This is a genomic window from Sphingobium olei (assembly GCF_042678845.1).
In the GTDB taxonomy this organism is placed as follows: Bacteria; Pseudomonadota; Alphaproteobacteria; order Sphingomonadales; family Sphingomonadaceae; genus Sphingobium; species Sphingobium olei.
In genome coordinates, this window is the sequence record NZ_JBHTLS010000135.1 from 271,435 (window position 1) to 296,483 (window position 25,049).

Annotated in this window: 31 protein-coding genes; 11 read left to right on the forward strand and 20 right to left on the reverse strand. The window is 65.4% G+C overall.

Annotated elements, in window-relative coordinates; all coding sequences use genetic code 11:
• Window positions 1–30: 30 nt before the first annotated feature.
• From ACFQ24_RS21075 to ACFQ24_RS21090, 4 genes are read right to left on the reverse strand one after another with little or no spacing between them, the layout of a single operon-like run.
• Window positions 31–1,098 carry a polysaccharide pyruvyl transferase family protein gene (locus tag ACFQ24_RS21075; protein ID WP_380914866.1) on the reverse strand — a complete coding sequence of 356 codons (1,068 nt, stop codon included), beginning with the start codon at window positions 1,096–1,098 and terminating at the stop codon, window positions 31–33.
• A gap of 12 nt (window positions 1,099–1,110) precedes the next feature.
• A complete protein-coding gene (locus ACFQ24_RS21080) occupies window positions 1,111–1,527 on the reverse strand; it encodes a DUF6165 family protein (protein WP_380914868.1) in 417 nt (138 codons plus the stop codon).
• Window positions 1,528–1,531: 4 nt separating this feature from the next.
• Entirely contained in the window at window positions 1,532–2,470 is a 939-nt protein-coding gene (locus ACFQ24_RS21085; RefSeq protein WP_380914870.1) for a hypothetical protein, read from the reverse strand.
• A 10-nt stretch (window positions 2,471–2,480) separates the two neighbouring features.
• Window positions 2,481–2,957 carry a DUF4142 domain-containing protein gene (locus ACFQ24_RS21090; protein ID WP_380914872.1) on the reverse strand — a complete coding sequence of 159 codons (477 nt, stop codon included), beginning with the start codon at window positions 2,955–2,957 and terminating at the stop codon, window positions 2,481–2,483.
• Window positions 2,958–3,192: 235 nt separating this feature from the next.
• Here ACFQ24_RS21090 and ACFQ24_RS21095 point away from each other — a divergent pair, with 235 nt between their 5' ends.
• The 3 genes from ACFQ24_RS21095 to ACFQ24_RS21105 are packed head-to-tail and all read left to right on the forward strand — an operon-like array spanning window position 3,193 to window position 5,584.
• The gene (locus ACFQ24_RS21095; RefSeq protein WP_380914874.1) at window positions 3,193–3,834 is read left to right on the forward strand and encodes a class I SAM-dependent methyltransferase; all 642 of its coding nucleotides are present in this window, start codon (window positions 3,193–3,195) and stop codon (window positions 3,832–3,834) included.
• Between the two features lie 50 nt (window positions 3,835–3,884).
• A complete protein-coding gene (locus ACFQ24_RS21100; RefSeq protein ID WP_380914876.1) occupies window positions 3,885–4,817 on the forward strand; it encodes an ABC transporter ATP-binding protein in 933 nt (310 codons plus the stop codon).
• A complete protein-coding gene (locus tag ACFQ24_RS21105; RefSeq protein WP_380914878.1) occupies window positions 4,814–5,584 on the forward strand; it encodes an ABC transporter permease in 771 nt (256 codons plus the stop codon). The genes ACFQ24_RS21100 and ACFQ24_RS21105 overlap by 4 nt, the downstream gene beginning before the upstream one ends.
• 46 nt (window positions 5,585–5,630) lie before the next feature.
• On the opposite strand, the gene ACFQ24_RS21110 is transcribed toward ACFQ24_RS21105, so the two are convergent.
• From ACFQ24_RS21110 to ACFQ24_RS21130, 5 genes are all read right to left on the reverse strand, one after another.
• The gene (locus tag ACFQ24_RS21110; RefSeq protein WP_380914880.1) at window positions 5,631–5,951 is read right to left on the reverse strand and encodes a hypothetical protein; all 321 of its coding nucleotides are present in this window, start codon (window positions 5,949–5,951) and stop codon (window positions 5,631–5,633) included.
• A 93-nt stretch (window positions 5,952–6,044) separates the two neighbouring features.
• A complete protein-coding gene (locus tag ACFQ24_RS21115; protein ID WP_380915445.1) occupies window positions 6,045–7,355 on the reverse strand; it encodes an MATE family efflux transporter in 1,311 nt (436 codons plus the stop codon).
• Between the two features lie 99 nt (window positions 7,356–7,454).
• Entirely contained in the window at window positions 7,455–8,390 is a 936-nt protein-coding gene (locus tag ACFQ24_RS21120) for a DUF808 domain-containing protein (protein ID WP_380914882.1), read from the reverse strand.
• Between the two features lie 85 nt (window positions 8,391–8,475).
• Entirely contained in the window at window positions 8,476–8,706 is a 231-nt protein-coding gene (locus ACFQ24_RS21125) for a hypothetical protein (protein WP_380914884.1), read from the reverse strand.
• Window positions 8,703–9,032 carry a hypothetical protein gene (locus ACFQ24_RS21130; RefSeq protein WP_380915447.1) on the reverse strand — a complete coding sequence of 110 codons (330 nt, stop codon included), beginning with the start codon at window positions 9,030–9,032 and terminating at the stop codon, window positions 8,703–8,705. Before ACFQ24_RS21130 ends, ACFQ24_RS21125 begins: the two co-directional genes overlap by 4 nt.
• Window positions 9,033–9,147: 115 nt before the next feature.
• On the opposite strand from ACFQ24_RS21130, the gene ACFQ24_RS21135 reads away from it, so the two are divergent.
• A complete protein-coding gene (locus ACFQ24_RS21135) occupies window positions 9,148–9,450 on the forward strand; it encodes a plasmid stabilization protein (protein WP_380914886.1) in 303 nt (100 codons plus the stop codon).
• 23 nt (window positions 9,451–9,473) lie between these two features.
• Window positions 9,474–9,851 (forward strand): VOC family protein, encoded by a 378-nt coding sequence (locus tag ACFQ24_RS21140; RefSeq protein ID WP_380914888.1) that lies wholly within the window; start codon window positions 9,474–9,476, stop codon window positions 9,849–9,851.
• Between the two features lie 89 nt (window positions 9,852–9,940).
• On the opposite strand, the gene rplI is transcribed toward ACFQ24_RS21140, so the two are convergent.
• The 3 genes from rplI to rpsF are packed head-to-tail and all read right to left on the reverse strand — an operon-like array spanning window position 9,941 to window position 11,215.
• Window positions 9,941–10,540: a 50S ribosomal protein L9 gene (gene rplI / locus ACFQ24_RS21145; RefSeq protein ID WP_380914890.1), complete on the reverse strand. Its 600-nt coding sequence runs from the start codon at window positions 10,538–10,540 to the stop codon at window positions 9,941–9,943.
• Between the two features lie 13 nt (window positions 10,541–10,553).
• The gene (rpsR, locus tag ACFQ24_RS21150; protein WP_004212076.1) at window positions 10,554–10,778 is read right to left on the reverse strand and encodes a 30S ribosomal protein S18; all 225 of its coding nucleotides are present in this window, start codon (window positions 10,776–10,778) and stop codon (window positions 10,554–10,556) included.
• A 14-nt stretch (window positions 10,779–10,792) separates the two neighbouring features.
• On the reverse strand, window positions 10,793–11,215 hold the full coding sequence (rpsF, locus tag ACFQ24_RS21155; protein ID WP_380914892.1) for a 30S ribosomal protein S6: 423 nt from the start codon (window positions 11,213–11,215) through the stop codon (window positions 10,793–10,795).
• A 285-nt stretch (window positions 11,216–11,500) separates the two neighbouring features.
• Here rpsF and ACFQ24_RS21160 point away from each other — a divergent pair, with 285 nt between their 5' ends.
• Complete coding sequence (locus ACFQ24_RS21160; protein ID WP_380914894.1) at window positions 11,501–12,901, forward strand: GntP family permease; 1,401 nt, start codon at window positions 11,501–11,503, stop codon at window positions 12,899–12,901.
• On the opposite strand, the gene ACFQ24_RS21165 is transcribed toward ACFQ24_RS21160, so the two are convergent.
• From ACFQ24_RS21165 to ACFQ24_RS21195, 7 genes are all read right to left on the reverse strand, one after another.
• Window positions 12,898–13,299 carry a BLUF domain-containing protein gene (locus tag ACFQ24_RS21165; RefSeq protein WP_380914896.1) on the reverse strand — a complete coding sequence of 134 codons (402 nt, stop codon included), beginning with the start codon at window positions 13,297–13,299 and terminating at the stop codon, window positions 12,898–12,900. The two genes, ACFQ24_RS21160 and ACFQ24_RS21165, sit on opposite strands and share 4 nt — an antisense overlap.
• A 140-nt stretch (window positions 13,300–13,439) precedes the next feature.
• Window positions 13,440–13,805 (reverse strand): RcnB family protein, encoded by a 366-nt coding sequence (locus ACFQ24_RS21170; protein WP_380914898.1) that lies wholly within the window; start codon window positions 13,803–13,805, stop codon window positions 13,440–13,442.
• A gap of 123 nt (window positions 13,806–13,928) precedes the next feature.
• Window positions 13,929–14,531 carry a class I SAM-dependent methyltransferase gene (locus ACFQ24_RS21175; RefSeq protein WP_380914900.1) on the reverse strand — a complete coding sequence of 201 codons (603 nt, stop codon included), beginning with the start codon at window positions 14,529–14,531 and terminating at the stop codon, window positions 13,929–13,931.
• A gap of 45 nt (window positions 14,532–14,576) precedes the next feature.
• Window positions 14,577–15,782 (reverse strand): ABC transporter permease, encoded by a 1,206-nt coding sequence (locus ACFQ24_RS21180; RefSeq protein WP_380914901.1) that lies wholly within the window; start codon window positions 15,780–15,782, stop codon window positions 14,577–14,579.
• A 190-nt stretch (window positions 15,783–15,972) separates the two neighbouring features.
• On the reverse strand, window positions 15,973–16,674 hold the full coding sequence (locus ACFQ24_RS21185; protein WP_380914903.1) for an ABC transporter ATP-binding protein: 702 nt from the start codon (window positions 16,672–16,674) through the stop codon (window positions 15,973–15,975).
• Window positions 16,675–16,677: 3 nt separating this feature from the next.
• A complete protein-coding gene (locus tag ACFQ24_RS21190) occupies window positions 16,678–18,237 on the reverse strand; it encodes an efflux RND transporter periplasmic adaptor subunit (protein WP_380914905.1) in 1,560 nt (519 codons plus the stop codon).
• Window positions 18,234–19,712 carry an efflux transporter outer membrane subunit gene (locus ACFQ24_RS21195; RefSeq protein WP_380914907.1) on the reverse strand — a complete coding sequence of 493 codons (1,479 nt, stop codon included), beginning with the start codon at window positions 19,710–19,712 and terminating at the stop codon, window positions 18,234–18,236. The genes ACFQ24_RS21190 and ACFQ24_RS21195 overlap by 4 nt, the downstream gene beginning before the upstream one ends.
• Window positions 19,713–19,871: 159 nt before the next feature.
• Between ACFQ24_RS21195 and fabD the strand changes: the two genes are divergently transcribed.
• The 5 genes from fabD (at window position 19,872) to mltG (ending at window position 24,541) form a co-directional block, all read left to right on the forward strand.
• Window positions 19,872–20,807, forward strand: a complete 936-nt coding sequence (gene fabD, locus ACFQ24_RS21200) for an ACP S-malonyltransferase (protein ID WP_380914909.1) — start codon at window positions 19,872–19,874, stop codon at window positions 20,805–20,807.
• Between the two features lie 69 nt (window positions 20,808–20,876).
• A complete protein-coding gene (fabG, locus tag ACFQ24_RS21205; RefSeq protein WP_380914911.1) occupies window positions 20,877–21,617 on the forward strand; it encodes a 3-oxoacyl-[acyl-carrier-protein] reductase in 741 nt (246 codons plus the stop codon).
• Window positions 21,618–21,810: 193 nt separating this feature from the next.
• Entirely contained in the window at window positions 21,811–22,044 is a 234-nt protein-coding gene (locus ACFQ24_RS21210; protein ID WP_007689016.1) for an acyl carrier protein, read from the forward strand.
• Window positions 22,045–22,228: 184 nt separating this feature from the next.
• On the forward strand, window positions 22,229–23,488 hold the full coding sequence (fabF, locus tag ACFQ24_RS21215) for a beta-ketoacyl-ACP synthase II (protein ID WP_380914913.1): 1,260 nt from the start codon (window positions 22,229–22,231) through the stop codon (window positions 23,486–23,488).
• Window positions 23,489–23,542: 54 nt separating this feature from the next.
• Entirely contained in the window at window positions 23,543–24,541 is a 999-nt protein-coding gene (gene mltG, locus ACFQ24_RS21220; RefSeq protein WP_380914915.1) for an endolytic transglycosylase MltG, read from the forward strand.
• A gap of 4 nt (window positions 24,542–24,545) precedes the next feature.
• On the opposite strand, the gene ACFQ24_RS21225 is transcribed toward mltG, so the two are convergent.
• The gene (locus ACFQ24_RS21225; RefSeq protein ID WP_380914917.1) at window positions 24,546–24,968 is read right to left on the reverse strand and encodes a sugar transporter; all 423 of its coding nucleotides are present in this window, start codon (window positions 24,966–24,968) and stop codon (window positions 24,546–24,548) included.
• Window positions 24,969–25,049: the final 81 nt, after the last annotated feature.

Genomic DNA, 25,049 nt, shown 5'->3' on the forward strand with positions numbered 1-25,049 from the left:
TGGCCATAGCCTCCGGGCTGAGCGGCGCGTTCACGCGGTCAGAACCCGCTTGAGGAACCGGTCAGACTCGCCTCGCAGTCGTGCCAGCGGGGATGCCACATCGGCGGGTTCGGCCAGCAGCCTGCCATAGGCCGGCGTGCCGGTTTCCGCCGTCAAGATTCGCTCCTCTATGCCCAGGCTGCGCATCAGCCCCTGCACCTTGTTGCGGCGATAGGGCGTGGGGGCGGTAATCAGCGGACGATCATGCGCCAGCGCGAAGACGCATCCGTGGAAGAAGTTGGTGACCACCGCTTCCGCCCCCGCCATCAGCCGGTTGAACAGGTCCGGGTCGGCATCCAGCCTTTGTTCGTCCGCCCAATCGTTCCGATAACCGAGGCTGACCAGCCTGACATCCCGATCCCGCGCCCAGCGCCGGACCGGCTCCATCAGCCAGCCGGGGAAATTATGGCCATAAACCACCGCATAGGCGCGCCGTTCCATGGCCTCGCCAGCACGGGATGGCGGGAATTGCAGGCACGGGTCGAGCACCATGTCCGGCTCGCGGCCCGTGGCGGCCCGCACGATGTCCCGGCTGTTCCCGTCCCGAACCGACAGCGCGGAAAAGGCGTCCAGCCGCCCGGCCCAATAAGGCGACAGGCCACGCCCCGCATCCTGATTGCCGAAGCTCGCCGCATAGGAGGCCAGCCGGCCGCCAAAACCTTCGCCATAGAAGGTGGCGCAGCCGCCATACCAGGGATGCTCCAGATTCCACACCTCGTCACTCCCGACGATCACCAGGTCGTGGCTTGTTTCGGGGCGGTCGAGCGGGAAGGGTTCGGACAGCGGCAGGCGCGCAAAAGCATCGCGGAAGGCGCGAGTCTTGCGCGCATAGGCAGGGAAGTCGGCGCGGGGCGTATGGAGCGGCAGCGTCGGACGGAAGGCGCAGCGCAGCTCCGCCCGCTCGGCCGCGACGGAATGATGGTCGAGCAGGACCGCGTCCGCGCCCATCGCGCGAACGCCCTCCACCAGGCAGCGCGCCTGCCAATAGGAGCCGTAATTGATGCAGCGATGGAAGGTCAGGATGCCGACCGACAGCCGACTTTCGCCGGAAGGAGCCAAGTCCGCCTTCATTCAGCCGCGCCCGCCGGAAGCCGTGCGGGCGGCATAGCATTTCTCCTCGACGAGTTCCGATTGCAACAGCATGTTGATCCGTCGCTTCACCGCCGCCCGCCGGTCGTTCATCCGATAGACGGAGCGCGCCAGCCGGATGAAGGCGGGGCCGAAGCGCGCCGCCGCCTCCTCGTTCCGGATCGCATCCTCAATCTCCCAAAGCCGCTCGTTGATCCGCCGCAGCAGCCGAACCGCCCGCGCGACATCCTGCCGTTCCAGCGCGGTGGTGGCGATGCCGCCGACCAGCTGATATTCGCGCCCGACATGGGCCAGGGCGCCGGGGGCGCTGATACGGTCTCGCTTGATCTCCAGAATCGTCATCTTGTCCAGCAATTCGCCCCAGCTCACTGGGACGACGGGGGTGACAAAGGCGGTCATGGCGCTATCCGGTCCTGCGGGCGAAGGCAGTAAGGTCTCTCTCGACCTCCTTCACCACCGACGCCCAGTCGCCCGGCCGAGGCTGGGCATAGATGTGCATGGACAGATACCAGGGGGTGGAATCCATCCTCATCGGCCAGCGCCAGTCCGGCTCCGCCTTCAGCAGCAGCCATGCCGCCTTGCCCATCGCGCCGGCGAGGTGGGCGATCATCGTGTCGACCGTGATGACCAGGCTGGCCGCCGCCACCAGCGCGGCGGTCGCCTCCATGTCGAACGGGCATCCTTCGGGGTTGAGGACGGGCAGGGTGCTTCGCCCGGTCGTCAGGGTGATGACGGGGGCCTGGTCGCACAGCTTTTCGAGCAGCGCAGGCGGAACGGTGCGGCCGTCGTCCCAGTCGCCTGCCGCATGGCACAGGCCGATCGTGCCCGGGGGAAGGATGGCCTTGCGCAGGGGGAGATAGGGGCAGCGCACGTCATGGGGACGCATACGCAGGGCGAAGCACAGCTCCGTGATCTCGATGTCGCATTCGGACGGCGGAAGCGGGCGGGCGGGATCGAAGGGCGCGAACCGGATCGATCCCGCATCCGCCGCCAACGCCATCCGGCGCAGCAGCGGGATCAGCCGGGGCTGCGCCTCGATCGTAACCGAAGCGGCGCTTGCCGCCAACATCGGCAGGAAGCGGGCGAACTGGATGGTATCACCCAACCCGTGGTAGCAGCGCACCAGGCAATGCCGGCCGCGATAGTCCCGACCGTCCCACACCCACCGCAGATGATAGGGGAGGGACGGGTCGTCACGGCTCGCCGGGTCGCGCGCGCGCAGGTCCGCTTCGGAAATCGCCCAGGCGGCGGCGTAATCCTGCGCGCGCATGGCGGCGACCCAGGATGATGCATCCGCCTCGGTTCGATCCAGTTCCGCCTGCTCCCCGCCGGTCATCGCCATGCCCGGAAGATCACATGCCTTGCAGCATCATGATATGATGCTCGACCACCGGCGCGATCTTGCCGGCGACGGCCTTCAGCGGCACCTTGTCGCCCTTGCTGGCATAGCCCTGATGCAGCGCTAGCGCCTTCTGGTGCGCCGCCTTCTGCTGCGTCACGTACATCTTGTCGCGCGCCTCGCCGGTCGCTCCACGCAATTGCGCGATCATCTGCGCCTGTTCGGGCATCAGCGCGGGGGGCTTGGGCTTCAGGCCTGCCTGCGTCGCGGCCTTCACGACCATTTGCGTGCTGTTCGTATGATCCTTGACCATCATGGTCGCGAACTCCCGGACCTTGGCGTTCTTCGTGCTTTGCAGCACCAGCTGGCTGGACTGCCGCTCATAAAGGTCGCTGGCGCCCGCCGCCTTCACGAAGTCCGGCGCGGTGGCGGGCTGGGCCAGGGCGGGGGAAGCAATGCAGAGCGCAGCGGCGACGAAATAGCGTTTCATGAACGACTCTCCTGGTATGAAGGGGCATAGGAAGGCCGCATCGGCGCGGCTCGGATCGATGTCGCTTTCAACCGGGCCGGCGCAGCCCGGTTCCTGCGCCGCAGCCGGTGCGCTTACCCAGATTAGGGGGCATTGTAGCGCATTTGGCCTTGCGGCTTTGACGAAAGTCAATCGACGCGGGGCATCCGCCACGTTAAGGGAGGGCGAATGGATAGAGAGCGGTCGCATTTCGCCCATGCAGCATAAGCCAAAGCGCAGCCGGGCGATCGCCTTGCCGAACAGCGAGTTTCGCGCCCGCGCCACCGAATATCTCGATTTCCTTGCCGCCTGGGTGAAGAAACCGCGCCAGACTGCATCGGTCGTACCGTCCAGCCGCTATCTGGCGCGGCTGATGGTGTCGCGCATCGATCCGCGCGACGAAGGGCGCGTGCTCGAATTGGGCGGGGGAACCGGAGTCTTCACCCGCGCTATCCTGGAAACCGGCTTGCCGCCCGAGCAATTGGAAGTGGTGGAGATCAATCCCGGCTTCGCCCGCGGGCTGCGCCGCCATTTCCCGCTCGTGTCCGTGCTGGAAACCCCGGCGCAGATCGTGTCCACCGCCACGGCCGGCGCGCCGGGCGACTATCAGGTGGTGGTCAGCGGTCTTCCGCTCCTGGCCATGGACCGGCACATGCATGCCGACATCCTGTCCGAATCCTTCCGCATGTTGCGGCCGGGGGGCAGCTTCGTCCAGTTCACCTATTCCATGCGCCCGCCTGTCAGCCGCGACATTCTCGACGCGCTCGACCTGGATGTCGTCCGCGCCGGCCAGACGGTGCGCAATTTCCCGCCCGCGACCGTCTTTCGCTTCTTTCGGCGCGGCGAACAGCTTGCCTGAAGCCGTAGCGCTCCTATCTTTGCGGCAACGCAAAAGGGGCAGAGCCATCCATGGCATCCATCATAGAGGTTAACGGCCTGACGAAACGCTATGCGTCGGGCTTCGAAGCGCTGAAGGGCGTCGATCTTTCCATCAACGAAGGCGAGATATTCGCGCTGCTCGGTCCCAACGGCGCGGGCAAGACGACGATGATCTCCATCATCTGCGGCATCGCCCGCCCGACCGGCGGCAGCGTCACAGTGGCCGGCCATGACATCCTGCGCGACTATCGCGGCGCGCGCTCCGCGATCGGCCTCGTGCCGCAGGAGCTTTCCACCGACCAGTTCGAGCGGGTGATCGACACCGTCACCTTCAGCCGGGGCCTCTTCGGCAAGCCGCGCAACGACGCCTATGTGGAGAAGGTGCTGCGCGACCTCTCGCTCTGGGATAAACGCCACAGCAAGATCCTCGAACTGTCGGGCGGGATGAAGCGCCGCGTGATGATCGCCAAGGCGCTGTCCCACGAACCGCGCGTGCTCTTCCTCGACGAACCCACGGCGGGCGTGGACGTCGAGCTGCGCCGCGACATGTGGAAGCTGATCGGCGAACTGCGCCAGACCGGCGTCACCATCATCCTCACCACCCATTATATCGAGGAGGCGGAGGAGATGGCCGACCGCGTCGGCGTCATCACCAGGGGCGAACTGTTGCTGGTCGAGGAAAAGACCGCGCTCATGAAGAAGCTGGGCAAGAAGACGCTGACCATCGTGCTGGCCGACCCGATCGATGCGGTGCCGGCGGCGCTGGCGGACTGGAACGTGACGCTCCACGCCGAAGGCAGCGAGATCGAATATATTTTCGACACGCAGGCTGAGCGCACCGGCGTCTCCTCCCTGCTGCGGCGGCTGGGCGATCTCGGCATCGGCTACAAGGACTTGAACACCCGGCAAAGCAGCCTGGAGGATATCTTCGTTAGCCTCGTCCATCAGGAGAAGGCCGCATGAGCCTCCAGAATTTGCGCGCCATCGCCGCCATCTACAAGTTCGAGCTGCACCGGTTCCGTCGCACGCTGCTGACCGGCCTGATGGTCCCGGTCATCACCACCTCGCTCTATTTCGTGGTGTTCGGCGGCGCGATCGGATCGCGCATGACGGAAGTGGACGGCATTCCCTATGCCGCCTTCATCGTGCCTGGCCTCATCATGATGTCGATGTTCACCGAAAGCATCTTCAACGCCAGCTTCGGCATCTACATGCCCAAATTCACCGGCACTATCTACGAACTGCTGTCCGCGCCGGTCTCCGCGACGGAAACGGTGATCGCCTATGTCGGCGCGGCCGCGACCAAGTCGCTGATCGTCGGCACGATCATTTTCGTGACCGCGCATCTCTTCGTGGACGTGCCGGTCGCGCACCCCTTCGCCATGGCCGCCTTCATGGTGCTGATCGCGGTCAGCTTCTGCCTGTTCGGCTTCATCCTTGGCATCTGGGCGCAGAGTTTCGAGCAGTTGCAGGTCATCCCGCTGCTGCTCATCATGCCGATGACATTCCTGGGCGGCGCCTTCTATTCTGTGCATATGCTGGCCGAACCTTGGCGCACGATCACGCTTTTCAACCCGATCGTCTATCTGATCTCCGGCTTTCGCTGGACCTTCTTCGGCCGCGGCGACGTGGGGATCGAGTTCAGCCTGTTGTTCGTCGCGGGGATGCTGACGGTCTGCCTCGGCATCATCGGGTGGATGTTCAGGACGGGATACCGGCTGAAGAAATGAAAAGGGCGGCCATTGGCCGCCCGCTTTTCGTTTCTGTTCCCTGCTGTCAGGCGGCGGCGCTTTCCGGCTGGATGGCGAACAGCGTCACGCCCTTATATTTGTCGTCGCCTTCGTTGTAGAGGCCGTACATCCCGTCGAACGCCTCATCCAGAACCTGGAGGTCGGACAGGCCGGCGACCTTGAACGTGCCCAGCTTCAATTCGCGCGGCGGGCGTCCATCCCGGTCGGTCGTCACGGCGTCGATATACATCTCGTCATGACGGGTATAGAGGATGTGGGGTGCCAGCGTGACCACCATCTTGTTGTAGGTCACCTTCAGGCACTTCTGGAGCGCAATGGCTTGCAAAATCTCGGTCGGGGCTTGCATGATGCCGGTTTATTGACCGATTTGCGCGATTCTTTCAATTGCTTTGTGCGTCGCACCATGATCCTTCCGTGCAAGCGACGCGACGAACCGCCCTCAATCCGGCACCAGCCCCAGTCGCTCCCGCATCGTCCAGCGCGCGATCAGCAGTAGCGCCACCGCGCCAAGGCCGCTCGCCAGACCCAGCCATATGCCGACCCCCGCCATGCCGAACGGGAACGCCAGCAGCGTGCCGACGCCGATGCCGACCACCCAATAGCCGACCAGCGCAAAGATCATCGGCACCTTCGTGTCCTGGACGCCGCGCAGCACGCCCGCGCCGACTGCCTGCGCGGAATCGACCAACTGGAACAGTGCCGCGATGCTCAGGAAGCTGATTGCCAGCGTGGCGGTCCGGGCATTCGCCGGGTTCGACAGGTCGAGAAAGGCCGACACCAAAGTCCGCGGCATCAGCACCAGCAGCGCGGCGGCGCAGCAGGCAAAGCCAGTCCCGATCATCAGCGCCAGCCAGCCCGCGCGGCCCACGCCGGCAGGATCGCGTTTGCCATAGGCGATGCCGACCCGCACCGTCGCCGCCTGACCGATGCCCATCGGCACCATGAAGACGAGCGCGGCGATCTGGATCGCGACGGCATGGGCCGCGAGCGAATCCCGGCCGATGAGGCCCATCAGGAAAGCGGACGCGTTGAACACGGTCGTCTCGAAGCCCAGTGTGATCGCGATCGGCAGCCCCAGCGTCCAGACCTGCCGGTGGCGTTCCCGGTCGCGCGTCCAGAACCGCCCCATCAGCCGGTAGCGGCGGAACCGCCGGTCGAGCAGGATGACGGCCAGCAGGCCGAAGAACAGGAAGCAGGACGACAGGCTGCTCGCCAGCCCCGCGCCGAACAGTCCCAGTTCGGGCAGGCCGAAATGACCGAAGATCAGTGCCCAACCCGCCGCGACGTTGATCGGAATGGCGGCCAGCATGATGATGAGGCCCCAGACCGGCCGCTCCAGCGCCGCGATGAAGTTGCGCAGCGTGGTGAAGCAAAGGAACGGCAGCAGCGCCCATTGCAGGCCGTGCATCAACTGCCCGGCCTCCCGCGCCAGATCGGGGGCCTGCCCCATGGCGCGCAGGATCGCCTCGCATTCCCACAGCAATGCCCAAGCGGGCAGGACGAAGAACAAAGCGGCGCGCAGGGTCTGGTGAACCGTCCGCCGCACGTCGCGCACGCTGTTGCGCCGGCGTCCCCGCTCGCTCGCGATCAGGGGAGAGGCAGCCGTGACCAGCCCCATGCCGAAGATCAGCAGCGCGTGGAACAGGTTGATGGCGAGCGCGCCCGCCGCAACACTTTCCGCGCCCCGCCGGCCGAGCAGCAGCAGGTCGCTGGCGGCAATCGCCGACCAGGCAACATTGCCCGCGATCATCGGCAGCGCCAGCGTGATGAGCGCGCGCGCCTCGATGCGCCAGGGGGAGGGGTGAGTCACGTCAGTTCGTCTGTGTTTTGAATGGGGAGGGGATGGCGATCAGTGCTTCTTCGACGGCACCAGATGGAGCGCCGCGACGATGATGCCGCCGATGACCGCGCCGACCAGCGCCGAACCGGCCGCGTTCACGATCCATTCGACAGCGCCGCCGATCGCCGGCACGGCATGCGCCGCGCCTTCCGCGACATGGTGGATCGCGCCGGGGACCAGATCCCAGTGGAATTCATGCAGGCCATGGACGATGAGGCCGCCGCCCACCCACAGCATCGCGGCCGTGCCGACCACGCCCAGCACCGACATCAGCACCGGCATCGCTTTCACCAGGCCGCGACCCATCGCCTGCGCTCCGGCGGAAGAGCGCTTGGCGAGGTGGAGGCCGATATCGTCCATCTTCACGATGAAGCCGACGACGCCATAGACGCCCGCCGTGATGAGGATGGCGACCACCACCAGGATGACTGCCTGTTCCCAGATCGGCACGCCTGCGACCTCGCCCAAGGCGATCGCCATGATCTCGCCCGACAGGATGAAGTCGGTGCGGATCGCGCCCGACACTTTCTGCTTTTCAAGCTCGGCCGAACTGAGCGTCGCTGCGGCCTCGGTCGCTTCGTCATGCCCTCCGCTTATCGCCTCGACGATCTTCTCGACCGCCTCGAAGCACAGAAAAGCGCCGCCCAGCATGAGCAGCGGAGGCAGCAGCCACGGCGCGAAGGCGGAGAGCAGCAGGGCGGCCGGCAGCAGGAAGAGCAGCTTGTTGCGCAGCGACCCCCGCGCGATCTTCCAGATGATCGGCAGTTCGCGCTCGGGGCTGAGGCCCATGACATAATTGGGCGTCACGGCGGTATCGTCGATCACGACGCCCGCCGCCTTCGACCCGGCCTTGCTGGCTGCCCCTGCGACATCGTCCAGCGAGGCGGCGGCCATTTTTGCGATCCCCGCCACATCGTCGAGCAGCGCGATCAGACCCGAAGGCATAGTCATTCCCCTGTTGCGGGCGGCACCGCCCGTTGCCTGCCTCATAGAGGCGGCGGTTCAGGCGGGCAATGGACTGTTGCAGGCGTTAATAATTGCCGGGCGGGTCGCTGGCGGGAAAGCTCTCGTCGACCTGCTCGTCCACCTTGTCCCACTCCGTGTCGCCCGTCTGGGGGCCGGCATCCCGCACGATGCCGGACGATCCGGCCGGGCCGCGATCATCCTCGCGCGGCTGGGCCGTTCCCATCCAGTCGCGCCAGCCCTTGAAAGCGAAGGCGCCCAGGCCGGTGACGATGGCGAGTTTCAACAACCCCTTCATGATGACCTGTCCTCTTTGCGCAGATGCACCCAATCCGCCCGGTCGTGGCCGATCGCGTCCTGCGTGAGCCGCATGTCCCCTTCCTCGTCCGCTCCGCCGGGGGAGTCTCCGTCTGCTGCCGGCTGGGGCACCTGCCAGCGTTCCCGCAGCGCCGCGTCGATCATCCGTTCCCACGCATCCTGATCGCCCGCAGCGCGCATGGCCGGGTCCGGTTCCTTCAGGATCGCCAGGATGCTGGCGGCGGCCTCCACCTTCGCAGGCCAGGCGTCGGGTTCTCCGGCCGCCAGGTGCCGCGCCAGCTTCTCGATCAGGGATCGTTCTTCCATGGTGGCCGAACGCACCGGCTGCTTGCCCGTTCCGTCATTCGTGACGCTGCCGCACCGATATGAACACATAGGTTGGGCGGTCGTTGGAAAGCCATCGAAGTCAAGGAGAGATCCGATGCCGCAGGGTGACAAGAGCAGCTACACCGACAAGCAGAAGCGCAAGGCCCGCCATATCGAAGAAGGCTATGAGGAGCGCGGCGTTTCGGAGGACGAGGCGGAGCGCCGGGCCTGGGCCACCGTCAACAAGGAATCGGGCGGCGGCAACAAGTCAGGCTCCGGCCGCGGCAAGCTGGACACCCATGTCTCATCGCGTAAGGGCGGACGGAAGGGCGGCGCGGCGTCGGCCCGGCGTTCGGCGGCGGACCGCTCTGCCGCGGCGAAGAAGGGTTGGGAAACCCGGCGCAAAAAGGCGAGCTGACGCTTCGGGAAAGGAGGCGGTATATGATTCATCACCTGTCGGTCGGCACGTCAGACCTGGACCGGGCGCGCGCCTTCTACGATCCCGTCATGCGGGAACTCGGCCTGCGCCGCACGCTCGATGTCGAAGATGCCGTGGGCTATGGCGCGGGAATCACTTCGTTCAGTCTCAACCGGCCGGCGGATGGCAGGGCTGCGACGGTCGGGAACGGAACGCATGTCGCCTTCGAGGTGGAAACGCGCGCTGCGGTCGATGCCTTCTTCAGGGTCGCGCTGGCGCACGGCGGCACCGGCGATGGCGAGCCGGGCCTGCGACCCGAATATGATGCGCATTATTATGCGGCCTTCGTGCGCGATCCCGACGGCAACAAGATCGAGGCCCTGACCTTCGCTGCCGCCTGACTGCGAGGCGGCTTAGTCCCTTCCCCTAGCCCCAACAAAAAAGCCGCCCCACGACAGGGCGGCTTTCCTGTTTCGATCCCGCGAAGAAATCAGGCCTCTTCGGCCGGCTCTTCGTCAGCGGCCGTCGTGGCGATCTCGCCCGGCTCGGCATTGGGATCATAATCTTCGGTGAAGCCGCTCTCGTCCTTTTCGAACAGGTCGGCCATCACGTCGACGCCCTGCGCCTGAAGGTCGGCTTCGTCCGGCGAGCGGGCGACGTTGACCGAGATGGTGGTGACGACTTCGGGGTGCAGCGCGACCTTGACGTCGAACAGGCCCAGCGTCTTGATCGGGCGTTCCAGCACGATCATCGCCTTGGTGACGTTGGTCACGCCATCGGCGTGCAGCGCTTCCACGATGTCGCGGACCGCGACCGAACCATAGAGCTGGCCGGCGTTGGACGACTGGCGGATCAGGACGATCTGCTTGCCGTTGACGCCTTCGGCAGCCTTTTCGGCGTCCGAACGACGGGCCGCATTGTCCGCCTCGATCTTCGCGCGGTTGGCTTCGAAGACCTTCTTGTTGGCGGCATTGGAACGCAGCGCCTTCTTGTTGGGCAGCAGGAAGTTACGGGCATAGCCGTCCTTCACGGTGACGACGTCGCCGATCGCGCCCAGCTTCTCGATGCGCTCAAGGAGAATGATTTCCATGGGTCTTTCTCCCTTACTTCACGATGTAGGGCAGCAGGCCCAGGTGACGGGCGCGCTTGATGGCCTGGGCCAGCTCGCGCTGCTTCTTGGCCGAAACGGCCGTGATGCGGCTGGGGACGATCTTGCCGCGCTCGGACACGAAGCCCTGCAGCAGACGGACGTCCTTATAATCGATCTTCGGCGCATCCTTTGCGGCGAAGGGGCAGCTCTTGCGGCGGCGGAAAAACGGGCGTGCCATGGTTTCAGATCTCCTTATTCGCCAGCCGGGGCTTCTTCGCGCTCGCGGCGCGGGCCACGGTCGCCGCGGTCACCACGATCGCCGCGCGGGCCACGATCGCCGCGCTCGGGGCGGTCCTGCTTGCGCATCATCACCGACGGGCCGGTTTCCAGCGCGTCGACCTTGACGGTCATGTAGCGAATGATGTCTTCGTTGATCTGCGTCTGGCGCTCCAGTTCCGCGACGACGCCGGCGGGGGCGTCGATGTTCAGCATCACATAGTGCGCCTTGCGGTTCTTGGCGATCTTGTAGGCGAGCGAACGCAGGCCCCAGGTCTCGACCTTGGTAACCTTGCCGTCCATATCCTCGACGATCTTGGTGGCGGTTTCCGCCAGAGCGTCCACCTGCGCCTGTGCCAGATCCTGGCGCGCAAGGAACACATGCTCGTAAAGAGCCATGTTTAGCCTCATCTGTTGGCCGATCGCTGACGCCCACCCCATGTGGTACGCCCCTCCGGCTGTCGTCTCAAAAAATGCTTCGCACGGGCCGCGAGTCACCCCGACGCCCAAGCGAAGGCGCGCCTATGACGGAAAGCCGGCGGAAAGGCAAGGGAGGGATTCTCTCTCCTTCGCTTCGGCCTGAGCTTGTCGAAGGCCGTCTTTTCTTTTTATCTAACGCCTCGCCTTAAAGAGGGCGAAGGGCTTCGACCGGCTCAGCCCGAACGGTTGTAACTGGGGGGATGAATGGCCGTCGCGATAGCAGCCCTGTCCCTCATCCTCCTCATGATTGCCGCCTATCGCGGCATGAGCGTCATCCTCATGGCTCCGCTGCTGGCGATGCTGGCGGTGTTCCTGACCGATCCCGCCGCGGTCCCGGCCGCATTCTCCGGCCTGTTCATGGAGCGGGTGGCGAGCTTCCTGAAGCTCTATTTCCCGGTCTTCCTGCTTGGCGCGCTGTTCGGCAAGCTCATCGAGATGTCCGGCTTCTCGCGCGCCATCGTAACGGCAGTCATCGGCCTCGTCGGGGCGGGCAGGGCGATTCCGGCGATCATGATCGTGACGGCGCTGCTCACCTATGGCGGCGTATCCGTCTTCGTCGCCGTCTTCGCCGTCTATCCCTTCGCCGCCGAGATGTTCCGCCAGGCGGACATTCCCAAGCGGCTGGTCCCCGCCGCCATCGGCCTTGGCGCGATCACCTTCACCATGGACGCCTTGCCGGGCACGCCGCAGATCCAGAACATCATCCCGACCAGCTTCTTCGGCACCACAACCTGGGCCGCGCCGGCTCTCGGCCTGATCGGATCTATGTTCATAATGACAGCAGGACTGACCTATCTTGGCTGGCGGCGGCGCAGGCTTGTCGCGACGGGAGAGGGCTATGGCGCGCCGGAAACGCTGGTCAACGAACCCGACGCCGCGGCCGACGAAGCGCGCGTCCACCCCTTGGTCGCGCTCTTGCCGCTGCTGGTGGTCGGCCTTGGAAACCTCGCGCTCACGCTCGCCATCCCCTGCTGGTTACCGGGCGATTATGTGTCGCTTTCGCTGTCCGGCATGGCGGAGCCGGTGGCGCTCAAGGTCTCACAGATGACGGCGCTCTGGGCGGTGGAAGGGGCGCTCCTCGCAGGCATTTCGACAATCCTGATCTTCGCCTTCGGCCCGGTCGCCAGACGCTTCGCCGAAGGATCCAAGGCTGCCGTGGGCGGCGCCCTGCTGGCTGGCATGAACACCGCAGTCGAATATGGATTTGGCGCGGTGATCGCGGCGCTGCCGGGATTCCTGATGGTGAAGGAGGCGCTGAAGGCCATTCCCAACCCCCTCATCAACGAGGCCGTGACCGTCACGTCGCTTGCCGGCATCACCGGCTCGGCGTCCGGCGGGCTGTCGATCGCGCTGGCGGCCATGGCGGATCAGTTCATCGCGGCCGGCGACGCCGCCGGCATCCCGCGCGAGGTGCTGCACCGCATTGCTTCCATGGCCTCGGGCGGCATGGACAGCCTGCCGCACAATGGCGCGGTCATCACCCTGCTGGCCGTCACCGGCCTCACCCATCGGCAGGCTTACAAGGACATCTTCGCCCTGACGCTCATCAAGACGCTCGCCGTGTTTTTGGTCATCGCCGTCTATTATCTGACGGGGCTGGTCTAGCCGCGGTGCATCTCCGCCGATCCAACGAAGTGCGCGCGGGTGGACGGGCCGGCCTGTTCGAGGAGCGCGGCCACCTTGTCCTTCAGGCTGTCGGAAGGGCGCGCGGCATCGTCATAGGCCATGTCCCATGCGCCGAATTCGCGTGTCTCTATCGCTGTCTCACGCAGCTTCACCAAAGCGCCATGCCGCCCATCCTTCGCGATCCGGGCGTAGACACGCTCCACCGCCTCCTTCGGGCCTTCCAGAACCTGAAGGAAGCGGCGGCTGTTGAACAGCAGCAGTCCGGTCACATCCTCCGCTCGGTTGCGCACGGCTGACGCGGCAGCGATGCCGGCGCATTGCTGGGCGGTCATCGCGCCCGTCGCGCTGCTGATATACATGATCTGGTGCAAGGGCATGATGTTTCCCGATGTTGGCGCCCCCCGGCGCCTTTCATCTAGGATGAAATCCTTGATAAACCGCTACTTATTCAAAATCATGAAAACGCCCCGGAGGGAGAGGCTCCGGAGCGTTCGCACATTGGCACTGCTCGGGTGGATTACCGCAGCGCGCTGCCGATCACGGCACCGATGATCCCGCTGGTGAGCGCCACCAGCACCGCGTCATTGCCGGACCGAACCCAGTGATAGCCGCGGGGCGGGGCCGACAGGCGATAGTCGCGATAGTTGTTGATGACGCGGTAGTTGGTCGCATAGCGACGGTCGAACCGCCGTCCCTTGGCCCAGCGATGGCCGCGATGGTCGTTGCGAACGACCGTCTTCTGGCGAACGACGGTGCGGCCGTGCGGTCCCTGCTTGACGACGCGGACGGTTTCGCGGTGCGGCGCTGCCTGCGCCTGCGCGGTGATGACGGGGCTCACGACCAGCGTGGCGGCAGCCAGGCTCATCAGCATCTTCTTCATCATGGCGTTTAGCTCCTCTGGAAATTCGGGCGCCTTCCCGGCCTCGAAGTCAGAGATAGAGGCCGTTTGTCGCGCGCTTGTCCCACCAGCGGGCAAAGAGTGTCGGAAATTGTATCAAGAGCCGATTTAGTCTGAACGACGGTTCAGGAAACGGAACACAGCGGCCGCTTTCGCCTCTCCGCTGGTCTCGCGCACCACATGGTCCGCGATCTTTTCCACCCGGTCCCTCGGCAGCGGCGCGCGCCACGGATCGCCGACCAGCACTTCGATCCCTGTATGGACGCAGCGTTGAAGGAAAGCGCTGACCCGGCGCGCAAGCGCGTCGTCATAAAAGAGGTCGCCCAAAAGGATCAGGTCCGCTGGCGGCACCGGGCCATCCAGCATATCGGCTTGCACGATGGCGATGTCGATGCCGTTCAACGCCGCGTTCAGCCGGGCGGCCGTGACGGCGTAGCGGTCGACGTCCGCCGCCAGCACCTGGGCGGCACCGCTCAGGGCGGCAGCGATCGCGACGATGCCCGATCCTGTCCCCAAATCCACGACCCGCCGTCCGCTAACCAGCCATGGATGATCGATCACGTGCCGCGCCAACGCCAGCCCGCCGCCCCAATGATAGGCCCAATAGGGCGATCCGAATCCGTCTGGATCGCCCCCGGCCAGCCGGTGCAGGCCGCTGGTGGGCACGGCGCCATGCAGGCGTATCTCGGGAATGTCCGGCACAGCCTGCACGGGCAGATGCGCCCGGATGAACGCTGCCGGATCGATCGCCGCCGCCTATTCGTGCCGCAGCGCGTCGATGGGATTGAGCGCCGCCGCCCGCCGCGCGGGGAAATAGCCGAACACCACGCCGATGGCCGCGGAAAAGAGGAAGGCGATGAGGTTCACCTTGATATCGAACAGGAAGGGCACCTTCATCAGCGGAGCGATGGCGACGGACGCGACCAGCGCCAGGAACAGGCCGATCAGCCCTCCAAGGCAGGACAGCACGATCGCTTCGACCAGGAACTGCATCAGCACTTCCCGGGCGACCGCACCGATGGCAAGGCGGATGCCGATTTCCCGCGTCCGCTCCGTCACCGACACGAGCATGATGTTCATGATGCCGATGCCGCCGACTAGCAGCGAAATGGCGGCGACCGCGCCCACGATCTGCGTCAGGATGGTTGTGGTCCCGGTCAGCGTATCGCTGATCTGCTTGGTGTCGAAGACGTTGAAATTATCCTCCTGGCCCGGCTTCACCTTGCGCCGTTCGCGCATCAGATCCTCAAGGCTGGCCTGCACGGTGCTGGTATCATAGGCATCGTCCACCGCGACCATGATCTGGCTGATGTCGCGGTCGCCGGTGAAGCGGCGCTGCACGAACTTGATCGGCATGACGACGACATCGTCCTGATCGCCAAAGCCGCCCTGGCCCCGCGTCGCGAGTACCCCGATCACCTGACAGGACACGCCCTTGATCCGCATCCGCTTGCCCACCGGTTCGGTCCCCTGGAACAGGTTGGTGCGCACCGTATTGCCGATGATGCAGACGGACCGGCCGGCTTCCTCTTCGTCGGGCAGGAACAGGCGGCCGTCCGCGACCTTCCATTGCTGCACCTCCGAATAGGCCGATGTGGTGCCATAGACGGTCGTAGACCAGTTATTCCCTTCGTAGATCGCGGTGCCGCTCGACTGAACGACAGGGGCGACGGCGCGCACGCCGGTCAGCTGGTTCTCGATGGCGGTGAGGTCCGCTTCCTTGAAATCGGGAGGGCGGGGACCGCCGCCGCCGCGTCCGAAACCCTGGCCGGGGCGCAGTTGCAGCACGTTCGCGCCTAGCGAACTGATCTGCTCGCGCACCGCGGCGGTTGCGCCGTTGCCCAGAGTCACCATCGTCACCACCGCCGCCACGCCGATGATGATGCCCAGCGTCGTCAGGAAACTGCGCAGCTTGTGCCGGTTGATCGCCCGGAAGGCGAGAATGACGGTCGTGCCTAGCATCTCGTTTCTCCTCGCCGCTTGGGGGAGAGGATAGCGTAGCTTGCCGGCTTGCTGGCTAGCGCAGCTTGGAGAGGGGATTGCGGACCGCTGGCTTCGCGCTGCCCCCTCTTCCAACTCCGCCTAGGCTCGTTCCTCGCCAAGGCTGCATATCCTTCTCCCCCGAAGGGAGAAGGTTTGTGCGTCGCCAACTTCACGCCGCCACTCCCTGTTCGATCCGCTCCACCAGCCCATCCTTGAAGTGCACGATGGTACGGGCGAAGGCGGCCATGTCGGGTTCGTGCGTGACCATCAGCACGGTAATGCCGCTGTTCCGGTTAAGGTCGGTCAGCAATTCCATGATCTCGACCGAACGCTCCGAATCGAGGTTGCCGGTCGGCTCGTCGGCCAGCAGCACGTCGGGCTGGGTCACGATCGCGCGGGCGATGGCGACGCGCTGCTGCTGCCCCCCCGACAGTTCGGCGGGCGTATGGTCCCACCATTTCTTGAGGCCTACCTTGTCGAGCGCCGCCATCCCCATTTCGTAGCGCAGCTTCTTGTCCTCGCCGCGATAGAGGAGGGGCAGCTCGACATTCTCCAGCGCGGTGGTGCGCGACAGCAGGTTGAAGCCCTGAAAGACGAAACCCAGATAGCGCCGCCGCAGCAGGGCGCGTTGGTCGCGGTCCAGCCTTTCGACATGCCGTCCCTTGAACAGGAATTGTCCGCCCGAAGGCACGTCGAGGCAGCCAAGAATGTTCATCGTGGTCGACTTGCCGGAGCCCGAGGGGCCCATGACCGCCACGAAATCGCCCTGCGCGATGTCCAGGTCGATACCCTTCAATGCCTGGAACGCGGTCGGTCCTTCGCCATAGACCTTGGTCACGCCGCGTAGGGAGATGATCGGATCGTCCGCCACGGATCAGGTTCCGCTCTGCCGTCCGGTGCCGCGCGCTTCCGGCCGGGCCGGCCTGTCGTCCATAGGCGCGACGGGCGCGGTTTCCGGCGCCCGTTCGCCCGATCCGCTGGTCGAATTGCCGACCGTGCCGATGCTGGCCGGACGACCGTCCGCCGCCGGGTTGCGCCGCCGTTCGCCACCGGCCGGTGCCTTGCGGTCGGCGCCCTGATCGCGCTGGTCCTCGGCCGGCGCTTCCTGCCCCTTGGCAAGCTGGCCTGTGATGACGCGCATGCCGGGCTTCAGATCGCCGCCGGTGATGACGGTACGCGCACCGTCGGTTGCGCCGACGACCACCTGCAGCGCCTTGGGCTTTCCATCCTCGCCCACGATGTAGACGGTCTGGCTGCTTCCCGCGCCGAAATTGACCTGGCGGTTCGCGCCGCCCCGGCGGAAACGGCGGGGGCCGGGCAGGACGCTGGTGATGCCGCCGCCCTGTCCCGCGCCGTCGCTGGGCTTGAACCGCAGCGCACTGTTGGGGACGAGCAGCACGTCGCGCAGTTCCTGCGTCACGATGTCGGCGGTCGCGGTCATGCCCGGCCGCAGGATTTCGTCGCCATTGTCGATGCTCAGCACCGCGGTATAGGCGACCACGGTTCCGGTCGTGCTGGCGGTCGTGCTGCTGCCGGACGAGGAGGAAGAGCTGCTGCTCGATGCGTTGGAACCGACGTTCACGCGGGTCACGCGCGCCGGGAAGGTGCGGCCCGGAAAGGCGTCAACAGAGAACGTCGCATTCTGCCCGTCCTTGACCTGTCCCACATCCGCTTCATCCACCGCGACCTCGACCTCCATCTTGGTCAGGTCTTCCGCAATGGTGAACAGCACCGGCGCGTTGAGCGAGGCGGCGACCGTCTGGCCCGGCTCGATATCGCGGGACAGGACGACGCCAGTGACGGGCGACACGATCTGCGCGATCGACAGGTTGGTCTGCGCGCTGGAAAGCTGGGCGCGCGCAACGTTGACCTGCGCCTGCGCGGCTCGAAGCGACCCGAGGGCGGATTGATATTCCGCACGCGCCGAATCCAGTTCGGTCTTTGCCGGCACCCGGCCGCCGGACAGACGGAACACATTTTCCTGCCGGTCGAGCGTTGCCTTCGCCAGCGCGACCTGCGCCTGCGCCTGCGCCACGCTGGCCTGCGACGATGCGACCTGCGCCCGGTTCTGGTTCACCGTGTCGACTAGCCGGCGCGTGTCGAGTTCGGCGAGCCTCTGCCCGCGCGTTACTCGGTCGTTCACGTCGACATAGACGGCGGTGATCTTGCCTGATTGTTCGGAGCCCACGTCCACCTGATTGACCGGCTTCAGATTGCCGGTCGCCGACACGCTGACGGTCAGGTCGCCGCGACGCACTTCCCGCGTGGCGTAACTGGGCCTGTCCCCGTCCGAAAAGCAGCGCGAAATGAGGAGGAGCAGGATCAGCAGGCCGACGCCGATCCCACCCCTGATCGCCCATTTGCGCCAGGGCCTCTGCGGCTTGGCGCCCAGAAAATCGTCGATCTCCTGATCCTTCGTCACGTCATTGCTCATCGCGCTTGGGTTTCCATATTCTGCCAGCCTCCGCCCAGCGCGTTATAGAGCTGAGCGATGGCCAGAACCTCGTCGGATTGCGCCGACGCCAAGCTGTTGCGGGCGTTCAGCAAGGTGGATTCGCTGGTCAGCAGCGTCTGGAAATCGATAAGGCCGGCCTGATACTGGCTGCGGGCGAGGATTGCGGCATTGTTCGACGCGTCCAAGGCGATGGCGAACTCCGCCTTGCGGGCGCGGGCGCTGCTCAGTTGCGCGACCGCGTTCTCGACATCCTCAAGAGCGGTCAGCACGCTTTGCTTATAGGTGGCGAAGGCGGCGTCGGCGGCAGCGCGTTGCGACCGGACCTGGGAGCGCAGCCTCCCGCCGTCGAAGATCAGCTGCTGCACATTGCCGAATATGCCGCCTGTGATGAGGCTGAACAGGTCGCGGAAGGCGTTGGACGTGGTGCCGATGTTGCCGCTGATCCCGAGCGCGGGATAGAGCTGTGCCTGCGCCACGCCGATCCGCGCGGTCGCCGCCGCCAGCGCGCGTTCGGCGCTGCGCACGTCCGGCCGCTGGCGCAGCGTATCGGCGGGGATGCCGGTGGCGATCTGCGTCGACGCGGAGGGTATGGGCGCGGGCGTTTCCAGCGTTCGCGTGGCCTCGCCCGGTGCCTGCCCTGTCAGCACCGCAATGCGGTTGAGACTGCCGCGCAGGCTCGCCTCCAGCTGCGGGATGGTGGCATTGGTCTGCGCCAGCTGCGCCCTTGCCTGCTGCTCGTCCAACGAGGAGACGAGGCCCGCCTGCAGCCGCCAGCCTGCGATCCGGTAATTATCCTCCTGCACCTTCTGCGTTTCGCGCGCGATCCGCAGTTGCTCCTGCGCCAGCCGTGCCTGGACATAGTTGGTGACGAGTTCGGATATGATCGTCATGCGGACGTTGGCGAGGTCGTACCCTGAGGCGGCCAGATCGGCCCGTGCCGCCTCGCTGCCGCGCGCCAGTTCGCCGAACAGGTCGATCTGCCAGCTGGCATTCACGCGCGCATTATAGCTGCTCGACCAGTTGCTTCCCCCGCCGCCGATCGGGTTGCCGTTGGAGTCCAGCCGCCCGCCCGCATCCTGGCTGCTATAGTTGCGGCCGCCCGTGGCGGCGCCGCTGAGCTGCGGCAGGAACGTGGAATTTGCCTGGATCAGGCTTTCGCGCGCCTGTCGAAGGCGGGCTTGCGCCTGCACGATGTCCAGATTGCCCGTGATCGCGCGGTCGATGAGCGCGCTCAGGGTTGGGTCGTTCAGCCGCGTCCACCACTGCGCAAGGTTCGCGTCGCTGACCGGCTGTCCCGCGCCTGCGCCATAATAGGCGTCCGGCACGCCCAGCGCGGCGGGCTGCGGCGCGTGATAGTCCGGCCCGGCGGCGCACGCCGACAGCAGCAGAGCGGTGCCGAAACAGCCCCCGATCGAAGCAATGCGATATCGCACCTTTTCCTTGCTCTCCGTCATCGTTAAAGGGGCCGCCACACTTTCGCCCGGGGTCGGGCCGGCATCGTCATGATCTGACTGCCGCAGGCATATGTACGGCTCAATGACATTTATGTCTCAAAGTGTAACGATGGTGATGGGACGCGCCTTGCGAGGGCGCGACAATGTAAGGACGTGAGGATGCGGGCATTTATCTTTCCGGGGCAGGGCAGCCAGGCTGTCGGCATGGGCAAGGCGCTGAGCGAGGCGAGCCCGGCGGCCAGGGAACTGTTTCAGGAGGTCGATGAGGCGCTGTCGCAGCATTTGTTCCGCATCATGGTGGACGGTCCGGAAAGCGACCTGACGCTCACGGAAAACGCGCAGCCCGCGATCATGGCGAACGCCATCGCCACGCTGCGCGTGATGGAGCGGGAAGGGGGCTTTCGCCTTGCCGACAAGGGCGACTATGTCGCAGGGCACAGCCTTGGCGAATATAGCGCGCTCTGCGCGGTGCAGGCGTTCGACCTCTCCACGACCGCGCGGCTGCTCAAGCTGCGCGGGCAGGCGATGCAGGCCGCCGTGCCGGTGGGCGAGGGCGCAATGGCGGCGCTGCTCGGGGCCGACATCGAAAGGGCGCAGGCGCTGGCGGATGCCGCGGCGCAAGGCGAAGTCTGCACCGTCGCCAACGACAATGATCCCACGCAGGTCGTGATTTCCGGCCATCGCGGCGCGATCGAGCGCGCGGTCGCCATGGTGAAGGATCATGGCATCAAGCGCGGTGTGCTGCTCCCGGTGTCCGCGCCGTTCCACTGCCCGCTGATGCAGCCGGCCGCCGACGCAATGGACGAAGCGCTGGGCAAGGCGACGATCACCGCGCCGTTGCTGCCCGTCTATGCCAACGTCCTTGCCGCGCCGATCGCCGACCCGGAAGAGATCAAGGCGCGCCTGGTCGAACAGGTCACCGGCCGTGTCCGCTGGCGCGAATCCATCGCCGCCATGTGGGGGGCGGGCGTTACGGACTTCGTAGAACTGGGCGGCAAGGTGCTAGGCCCCATGGTCAAGCGCATCGCGCCCGATGCTATAGTGCGCAGCGTCGTGACGATGGACGATATTGAGGCGGCGCTGGCCTCTTTCTGACGTCCCGACATCGCATTTGAAACAAGGCCCTGCGGGATGCCGGGGGCGAACGCACGAAAGGACATAAGGATGTTCGACCTTACAGGCATGACCGCGCTGGTGACCGGCGCTTCGGGGGGCATCGGTTCCGCCATCGCGAAGGCGCTGGCGGCGCAGGGGGCGGCGCTTGCCGTCTCGGGCAGCAACGAGGAGAAGCTCAAGGCGTTCGCGGCGGAGCTTGGCGGCGATCACAAGGCTCTGGTCTGCAACCTGTCCGATCCGGCGTCGGTGGACGCGCTGGTGCCGCAGGCGGTGGAAGCGCTCGGCGGCAAGATCGACATCCTCGTCAACAATGCCGGCGTCACGCGCGACAACCTCATCCTGCGCATGAAGGACGAGGAATGGAGCCAGGTCATCCAGATCAATCTGGAGGCCGCGTTCCGCCTGGCCCGCGCCGCGGCCAAGCCGATGATGAAGGCGCGCTTCGGCCGCATCATCTCCATCACCTCGGTCGTGGGCGTGACCGGCAATCCGGGCCAGGCCAATTATTGCGCGTCAAAGGCCGGCATCATCGGCATGTCGAAATCGCTGGGGCAGGAACTGGCGAGCCGGGGCATCACCGTCAACTGCGTCGCGCCTGGCTTCATCCGCTCGGCCATGACCGATGCCCTGACCGACGCGCAGAAGGGCGGCATTCTGGCGAAGATCCCGGCTGGCGATCTTGGCAGCGGGGACGATATCGGGGCCGCGGTCGTCTATCTGGCGAGCCGCGAGGCCGGCTACGTCACCGGGCAGACATTGCACGTCAACGGCGGGATGGCGATGATCTGACGATGCCGCTCGCATTCTGGCGAATGAAAGCTTGCGATCGAGCCGGTGGAGCGCTTTTGTTGCCAGACCATTGCCCTGCCCTGATGAAGGGACTTGGCGGCCTTCCCTCTTGCCTCTATCGGGGCTTGGCACTAGGGCATGCCTTAACGGTTGTTCACAGACCATCAACGATACCCAGTAAGAAGGACCTCTCATGAGTGAGACCGCGGATCGCGTAAAGAAAATCGTCGTCGAGCATCTGGGCGTCGAAGCCGAAAAGGTGACCGAAGACGCCAGCTTCATCGACGATCTGGGCGCAGACAGCCTGGACATCGTTGAACTGGTCATGGCGTTCGAAGAAGAATTCGGCGTGGAAATCCCCGACGACGCGGCGGAAAAGATCGCCACCGTCAAGGACGCCATCGATTATATCGACAGCAAGCAGTAAGGCGGCGATGGCCCGACCCCGCATGGGGAGGGCCGCCCCTGTTGCGTGAAGAAACGGCTCCTCCTGTCCGGCGATCCCGGAATATGGGGGAGCCTTTTCTTATCTGGCGCGCGGTTTGAAAGCGCGCCGCCACTGGCTACATGGGCGGCTGCAAGCCCATGAAGAAGAATATCGGAGCAAGTATATGCGTCGTGTCGTCGTCACCGGCCTTGGCATGGTCAGCCCGCTCGGCGGGGATGTGGAAACCAGCTGGAAGAACATCATCGCGGCCAAGTCCGGCGCGGCTACGATCACGCGCTTCGACGCGACCGATTACAAATGCCGCATCGCGTGCGAAGTGAAGCCGGTCGGCCACGAATGGGCTTATGATCCGTCGATCGACGTCGATCACAAAATCCAGCGGCAGGTCGACCCCTTCATCGTCTACGGCATTTCCGCCGCCAGCCAGGCGCTGCGCGACGCCGGCCTCGACAATATGAGCGAGGAAGAGCGGCTGCGCGCCGGCTGCTCGATCGGATCGGGCATCGGCGGCCTGCCGGGCATCGAGAGCGAATCGCTGGTGCTTGCGAACAAGGGGCCGGGCCGCGTGTCGCCCCACTTCGTCCACGGCCGCCTCATCAATCTGATTTCCGGGCAGGTCTCGATCAAATACGGCTTGATGGGGCCGAACCATGCCGTCGTCACGGCTTGCTCGACGGGTGCGCACTCGATCGGCGACGCCGCCCGCATGATCGCGATGGACGACGCCGATGTGATGCTGGCGGGCGGCGCGGAAAGCGCGATCTGCCCGATCGGCATCGCCGGCTTCGCACAGGCCCGCGCGCTCAGCACCAGCTTCAACGACACTCCGGAAAAGGCGAGCCGCCCCTACGACGTCAACCGCGACGGATTCGTCATGGGCGAGGGCGCGGGCGTGGTCGTGCTCGAGGAATATGAGCGAGCCAAGGCGCGCGGCGCGAAAATCTATGCCGAGGTTATCGGCTACGGCCTGTCGGGTGACGCCTATCATGTCACCGCGCCCCATCCGGAAGGCAATGGCGGCTATCGCTCCATGGAAATGGCGCTGAAGAAGTCGGGGCTCAGCCTGGCGGATATCGACTATGTGAACGCGCACGGCACTTCGACTCCGCTCGGCGACGAGCTGGAATTGGGGGCGGTGAAGCGGCTGTTCGGGGAGCATCTGTCGACCATGTCGATGTCGTCGACCAAGTCGGCCATCGGCCATCTGCTGGGTGGCGCGGGCGCGGTGGAGAGCATCTTCTGCATCCTCGCCATCCGCGACCAGATCGTTCCGCCGACACTCAACCTCGATGAACCGAGCGAGAGCTGCAAGGGCGTCGACCTGGTTCCGCATGTGGCCAAGGAACGGAAGGTCCGTGCGGTGCTGAACAACAGCTTCGGCTTCGGCGGCACCAACGCCTCCCTCATCATGAAGGCGGTGTGATCCCGCTGCCTGCTTTGCCGCACCCCGGCGGCGGCGGGGGAATGGAAGGCTGACATGGCTCGCCCTGCCCGCTCCACGCCCGCGCGCCGCTTTGGTTGCGTCATCCTGCTGCTCGGCTTAGCTGTCGCTGCCTTCGTCGGCTTCCGCTTCGTCATCGGCTGGACCGAAAAAGGCCCGGCGGCGCAGGATGTCAGCATCACCGTGCGCGAAGGCGCGACCCTGTCCGACGCCGCTGTCCTGTTGAAGCAGGCAGGCGCGGTGCGCTCCGCCGACGCATTCCTGACCCGGGCGAAGGTTTTCGGCGGATCGAAACCGATCAAGGCCGGCGAGTTCCACATTCCCGCAGGTGCCAGCAACAGCGACATCCTGTCCATCCTTCAGGGCGGCAAGACGGTGACCCGCCTCATCACCATCCCCGAAGGCATGCCGTCCATCCTAGTGCATGAGCGATTGATGGCGAACGATCAATTGACCGGCACCATCCCAGTGCCGGAAGAAGGCAGCGTCCTCCCCGACAGCTATGCCTTCGACAAGGGCGAGCCGCGCGTCGCCGTGTTGAAGCGGATGCAGGCGGCGATGGACAAGGAATTGGCGCAGCTATGGCCCGGCCGCGAACCCGGCTTGCTGGTCAAGACGCCCAGGGAGGCCGTCATCCTGGCCAGCATCGTGGAAAAGGAAACCGCCGTTCCCGCCGAACGGCCGACCGTCGCCGGGGTCTATTACAACCGCCTGCGCACGAACATGATGTTGCAGGCCGATCCCACGATCATCTATCCGATCACCCGGGGCAAGCCGCTGGGGCGGCGCATCCGCAAGTCGGAAATCGCCGCGGTCAACGACTATAATACCTATGCGATGGTCGGACTGCCCAAGGGGCCGATCGCCAATCCGGGTCGGCTGTCTATCTTCGCCGTGCTGCACCCCGAAAAGACGAGGGCGCTCTATTTCGTCGCGGACGGGAAGGGCGGCCACATTTTCGCAGACACCTACCAGCAGCATAATGAGAATGTGCGCAAATGGTTCGAAATCCGGCGCGCCCGCGGCGAGCTTTAATTCGCTATCTCAACACGTCCTTCGCCACCAGCGACCGGGCATAGGCGAGCTGCACGATCGCGATCAGGATGACCAGGGCGGGGAAGCCCGCCGCGACAACGATCCCCTTTTGCGCGATCAGGTCGGTAGCGCCCAGCGTATAGCCGAACTGGACCAGCACCGCGATCAGCGACACGAGGAACAGGGTGGCGGCGGCCGCCTTCTTCATCAGCAACAGCAGCGCGCCCAGTGTGCCGGCGCCGACCGCCACGGCATAGACCACCCACAGCCAGGACGGCATTTCAGCGAAGATGCGCGCGCCCACAGGATCGGTCTTTGCCAGTCCGGTGAGGTCCATGCCATATTGCATGACCCAGGCGGCGACGCCCATCAGGTTCCAGAGCAGCAGGACGATGCCGATGATGGTGACGGAACGCGACGTGGACATGATGCGTGTTACCCCCTCTCCCTTGGTCGCCGGCTTGCCGGGCGCCTCTGCCTGATCCTATACCGAATCGGTTCCGCGCGA

Bases quoted from the DNA above. Each gene is read 5' to 3' on its own strand.
- ACFQ24_RS21080 (WP_380914868.1), bottom strand. From the start codon at position 1,527: ATGACCGCCTTTGTCACCCCCGTCGTCCCAGTGAGCTGGGGCGAATTG.
- ACFQ24_RS21085 (WP_380914870.1), bottom strand. From the start codon at position 2,470: ATGGCGATGACCGGCGGGGAGCAGGCGGAACTGGATCGAACCGAGGCG.
- ACFQ24_RS21090 (WP_380914872.1), bottom strand. From the start codon at position 2,957: ATGAAACGCTATTTCGTCGCCGCTGCGCTCTGCATTGCTTCCCCCGCC.
- ACFQ24_RS21095 (WP_380914874.1), top strand. From the start codon at position 3,193: ATGCAGCATAAGCCAAAGCGCAGCCGGGCGATCGCCTTGCCGAACAGC.
- ACFQ24_RS21100 (WP_380914876.1), top strand. From the start codon at position 3,885: ATGGCATCCATCATAGAGGTTAACGGCCTGACGAAACGCTATGCGTCG.
- ACFQ24_RS21105 (WP_380914878.1), top strand. From the start codon at position 4,814: ATGAGCCTCCAGAATTTGCGCGCCATCGCCGCCATCTACAAGTTCGAG.
- ACFQ24_RS21110 (WP_380914880.1), bottom strand. From the start codon at position 5,951: ATGCAAGCCCCGACCGAGATTTTGCAAGCCATTGCGCTCCAGAAGTGC.
- ACFQ24_RS21115 (WP_380915445.1), bottom strand. From the start codon at position 7,355: ATGATCGCGGGCAATGTTGCCTGGTCGGCGATTGCCGCCAGCGACCTG.
- ACFQ24_RS21120 (WP_380914882.1), bottom strand. From the start codon at position 8,390: ATGCCTTCGGGTCTGATCGCGCTGCTCGACGATGTGGCGGGGATCGCA.
- ACFQ24_RS21125 (WP_380914884.1), bottom strand. From the start codon at position 8,706: ATGAAGGGGTTGTTGAAACTCGCCATCGTCACCGGCCTGGGCGCCTTC.
- ACFQ24_RS21130 (WP_380915447.1), bottom strand. From the start codon at position 9,032: ATGGAAGAACGATCCCTGATCGAGAAGCTGGCGCGGCACCTGGCGGCC.
- ACFQ24_RS21135 (WP_380914886.1), top strand. From the start codon at position 9,148: ATGCCGCAGGGTGACAAGAGCAGCTACACCGACAAGCAGAAGCGCAAG.
- ACFQ24_RS21140 (WP_380914888.1), top strand. From the start codon at position 9,474: ATGATTCATCACCTGTCGGTCGGCACGTCAGACCTGGACCGGGCGCGC.
- rplI (WP_380914890.1), bottom strand. From the start codon at position 10,540: ATGGAAATCATTCTCCTTGAGCGCATCGAGAAGCTGGGCGCGATCGGC.
- rpsR (WP_004212076.1), bottom strand. From the start codon at position 10,778: ATGGCACGCCCGTTTTTCCGCCGCCGCAAGAGCTGCCCCTTCGCCGCA.
- rpsF (WP_380914892.1), bottom strand. From the start codon at position 11,215: ATGGCTCTTTACGAGCATGTGTTCCTTGCGCGCCAGGATCTGGCACAG.
- ACFQ24_RS21160 (WP_380914894.1), top strand. From the start codon at position 11,501: ATGGCCGTCGCGATAGCAGCCCTGTCCCTCATCCTCCTCATGATTGCC.
- ACFQ24_RS21165 (WP_380914896.1), bottom strand. From the start codon at position 13,299: ATGCCCTTGCACCAGATCATGTATATCAGCAGCGCGACGGGCGCGATG.
- ACFQ24_RS21170 (WP_380914898.1), bottom strand. From the start codon at position 13,805: ATGATGAAGAAGATGCTGATGAGCCTGGCTGCCGCCACGCTGGTCGTG.
- ACFQ24_RS21180 (WP_380914901.1), bottom strand. From the start codon at position 15,782: ATGCTAGGCACGACCGTCATTCTCGCCTTCCGGGCGATCAACCGGCAC.
- ACFQ24_RS21190 (WP_380914905.1), bottom strand. From the start codon at position 18,237: ATGAGCAATGACGTGACGAAGGATCAGGAGATCGACGATTTTCTGGGC.
- ACFQ24_RS21195 (WP_380914907.1), bottom strand. From the start codon at position 19,712: ATGACGGAGAGCAAGGAAAAGGTGCGATATCGCATTGCTTCGATCGGG.
- fabD (WP_380914909.1), top strand. From the start codon at position 19,872: ATGCGGGCATTTATCTTTCCGGGGCAGGGCAGCCAGGCTGTCGGCATG.
- fabG (WP_380914911.1), top strand. From the start codon at position 20,877: ATGTTCGACCTTACAGGCATGACCGCGCTGGTGACCGGCGCTTCGGGG.
- ACFQ24_RS21210 (WP_007689016.1), top strand. From the start codon at position 21,811: ATGAGTGAGACCGCGGATCGCGTAAAGAAAATCGTCGTCGAGCATCTG.
- fabF (WP_380914913.1), top strand. From the start codon at position 22,229: ATGCGTCGTGTCGTCGTCACCGGCCTTGGCATGGTCAGCCCGCTCGGC.
- mltG (WP_380914915.1), top strand. From the start codon at position 23,543: ATGGCTCGCCCTGCCCGCTCCACGCCCGCGCGCCGCTTTGGTTGCGTC.
- ACFQ24_RS21225 (WP_380914917.1), bottom strand. From the start codon at position 24,968: ATGTCCACGTCGCGTTCCGTCACCATCATCGGCATCGTCCTGCTGCTC.